At 48.1% G+C, this 2732-nt stretch carries 4 protein-coding genes and 2 pseudogenes; 5 read left to right on the top strand and 1 reads right to left on the bottom strand.

All coding sequences use genetic code 11. The features are described from left to right. Positions 1-55: 55 nt before the first annotated feature. Complete coding sequence (locus NDI45_RS30780; protein WP_348250071.1) at positions 56-736, top strand: isochorismatase family protein; 681 nt, start codon at positions 56-58, stop codon at positions 734-736. A gap of 60 nt (positions 737-796) precedes the next feature. Here the strand turns inward: NDI45_RS30780 and NDI45_RS30775 are convergent, their stop codons facing one another. Continuing rightward, positions 797-931, bottom strand: a complete 135-nt coding sequence (locus NDI45_RS30775) for a hypothetical protein (RefSeq protein WP_348250070.1) — start codon at positions 929-931, stop codon at positions 797-799. 124 nt (positions 932-1055) lie between these two features. Between NDI45_RS30775 and NDI45_RS30770 the strand changes: the two are divergent. The 4 genes and pseudogenes from NDI45_RS30770 to NDI45_RS30755 form a co-directional block, all read left to right on the top strand. After that, positions 1056-1268, top strand: a pseudogene (locus NDI45_RS30770) (LuxR C-terminal-related transcriptional regulator); the annotation flags it as partial. Between the two features lie 218 nt (positions 1269-1486). Next, on the top strand, positions 1487-2044 hold the full coding sequence (locus tag NDI45_RS30765) for a DsbA family protein (protein WP_348250069.1): 558 nt from the start codon (positions 1487-1489) through the stop codon (positions 2042-2044). A 162-nt stretch (positions 2045-2206) separates the two neighbouring features. Continuing rightward, the gene (locus tag NDI45_RS30760) at positions 2207-2503 is read left to right on the top strand and encodes an AraC family transcriptional regulator (RefSeq protein ID WP_348250068.1); all 297 of its coding nucleotides are present in this window, start codon (positions 2207-2209) and stop codon (positions 2501-2503) included. A gap of 41 nt (positions 2504-2544) precedes the next feature. Further along, positions 2545-2732 (top strand): annotated as a pseudogene (locus NDI45_RS30755) (CPBP family intramembrane glutamate endopeptidase); the annotation flags it as partial.

The raw sequence follows: 2732 nt of genomic DNA, 5'->3' as shown, positions 1-2732 counted from the left end.
GATAGCTAGGAAAAAACGACATTGATTGAATTTGAATCAAAAAGGAGACAAACCCATGAGCAACACCATCGACACAATGATCGATCCCAATGACAGCGTGCTGCTGCTGATTGATCATCAGAGCGGACTCTTCCAACTTGTGCGTGACATCGATATCTCAGTCCTCCGCTCCAATGTCACAGCGCTCGCCAAGATTTCCCAAATCGCCAAGATTCCGACCTTCACGACTGCTTCGGTACCCGATGGTCCCAATGGTCCTCTGATTCCCGAAATCCACCAGCACAATCCTGAGGCGGTTTACATTCCGCGCACAGGACAGATTAACGCTTGGGATAACCCAGCTTGGGTAGATGCTATCGAGAAGACCGGGCGAAAGACTCTCCTCATCGCCGGAACTCTCACCAGCACCTGCATGGCGTTTCCGACGTTGAGCGCACTGGCCGCCGGTTACAAGGTCTTCACGATTATTGACGCTTCCGGCAACTGGAGCCAGATGGCGACCGACCTCACTCTGGCCCGCGTCGTCCAGGCGGGAGCCATGCCCATCGACACTTACGCAGTAATCAGCGAACTCATGAACACGTGGAACCGTCCGGACGCAATGGAGTTTGTCACTGTCGCAGTTGACCACATCGTGCCGACTTACCGCGCCCTGATGGAGAGCTATGACAAAGCTCAATCTGTGCAACGAGATGGACGGGAAACCAAGCTCGACCGGCAAATGGCACCTGTGTAAAAGCACCTAATTGCAACGCGCACACAAAAAATAAAAAAAGGGAAGGTGAGGAGTTGGTTATCAATTCCTCGCCCCGCATTCCCGATAAGAGTGTCCGTAACACTCTAGCAAGCAGGCTAATCCGGTCGAGGCAGGTGTTTCTCCTGCCCCTCCTACAACCCCACCCATCATGCGGAGCCGCAATGGGCGGCTCATGAAGATGTGCAAACAACCTTGATCAACTAAACGTATCCTCGAACTTTCATCTAAAGTTTTCAGCTCGATGAAATTTCTGTTCTTCAAGTTATGAGTTAGCCATTCCCGTATACGTTGTATGATACAGCGAATGAGCAATCCAGAACTGAGTGAACGAGAACTGGCGGTACTCCGTTCACTCGCACAGGGGATGAGTAACGCTGATGTTGCGGTTGCTTTGAGCATCGGTGAAGGTACTGTTAAATCGCATGTCAATCGAATTTTGAATAAGCTAGATGTCAGCGATCGCACCCAAGCAGTAATTGTTGCCGTTAAACGCGGCATTGTTAGTTTGTAGGGTTTACTTTCGATCGAGTTCGGATTCTAACTTAAGTTAGAGCCAGCCTTCTACTCCGCGATGGCATGGTTACTCTATCAATTTGCACTGTAAAAAATTTAACTTGCTATAGGCGACAGCTTGAAGGCGACCACCTATATTGAATTTATGCAAACAGTCATGCAAATGGATCGAGCAAGTAAATTGCACGGTTCCATGCTTGATACAGATGTAAAAAGATGAGCGACGATCGTAGCCACAGTTCTTTACTTGTACCACCTTCAACTCAAGATTGGATTCAAGGTATTCTGAGTGCCAAGGTAGTGCTGGTGATGTACGGAGACTATCAATGCCCTAGAAGTGCGGACGTTTACAAGCTGATTAAAGCGATCAAACGAGAGCTTAGTGCTGCTTTTGGAGATGATTATTTATGCTTCATCTTCCGTCATTTTCCACAAACACAGATTTATCCCCATGCTCAACGGGCAGCCCAAGTCGCCGAAGCCGCCGCCGCCCAAGGGCAGTTTTGGTTAATGAGCGATACTTTATTTGACCACCAACAAAGGTTGGAGAACGGTTATCTTGTCGAGTACGCCAATGATTTAGGGCTTGACATTCCTCAATTTCTCAAAGAGTTGTCTAAACAAGTGCATGTCGATCGCATCAATGAAGATATCGAAGGCGGAATACAGAGCGGAGTAACGACTGCCCCAGCCCTATTTATCAATAACATTCGGTATACCGGACACTGGAAAATAACAGAGTTGACGTCAGCCATCGTTGCTGCAAGTCACTAAGCTCTATTCATATCTGACTTGTTTGTTAGTGCTAGTAAGTGATCGAATGCGCGATCGCTAGCTTTTGCCTGTTTTATTGAACAAATTGCCAATTTTTGAACCATGCTAACAACTACAAGGTTAACCACTGAATTCAAGAACAAAGGCTTAACGCGCGCCCAATTGCAACAAGTACTCAACTACATTCATACTCACCTCGATCGAGACTTGTCACTAGCTGAACTTGCAGACGTGATCAACATTAGTCCGACCTATTTTGCGAGTTTGTTCAAACAAGCGATCGAGATTTCTCCACACCAGTATGTGATTCAACAGCGAGTGGAACAAGCGAAATTGATGCTGTCGAAAACGGATTTGGCGATTGCAGACATTGCTTTACAAGTCGGCTTCTCCAGCCAAAGCCATCTGACACAACAACTCAAGCGCCTGACCGGAATGACCCCAAAACAGATTCGCTAACGTCCAAGCACTACATACACGCACGAGTCAAGGAGACAAAGATGAGGATTAACGCAATCAAAGGAAGGCAGGGACTTAAAACGGAAGTGCAAGATGCGACTTACGTAGAGGCCGCCCGGTGGGGTAAGTATCGGGGGTGGCGGTATGTTCTGGGTCTAGTGGTCATTCTCTTTGCGTGGCTGGTGGTCGGGACTGGTGCCAGCGTACTCGTCGCGATCGCGTTTAGCGG

This window comes from Leptolyngbya sp. GB1-A1 (genome assembly GCF_039962475.1).
GTDB lineage: Bacteria > Cyanobacteriota > Cyanobacteriia > Elainellales > Elainellaceae > Leptolyngbya_A.
Note: the sequence above shows the minus strand (reverse complement) of the source record. Positions and strands in the feature narration are given on the sequence as shown.

Excerpts from the sequence above, each read along its gene's own strand:
- NDI45_RS30780 (WP_348250071.1), top strand. The coding sequence starts at position 56 with ATGAGCAACACCATCGACACAATGATCGATCCCAATGACAGCGTGCTG.
- NDI45_RS30775 (WP_348250070.1), bottom strand. The coding sequence starts at position 931 with ATGAGCCGCCCATTGCGGCTCCGCATGATGGGTGGGGTTGTAGGAGGG.
- NDI45_RS30765 (WP_348250069.1), top strand. The coding sequence starts at position 1,487 with ATGAGCGACGATCGTAGCCACAGTTCTTTACTTGTACCACCTTCAACT.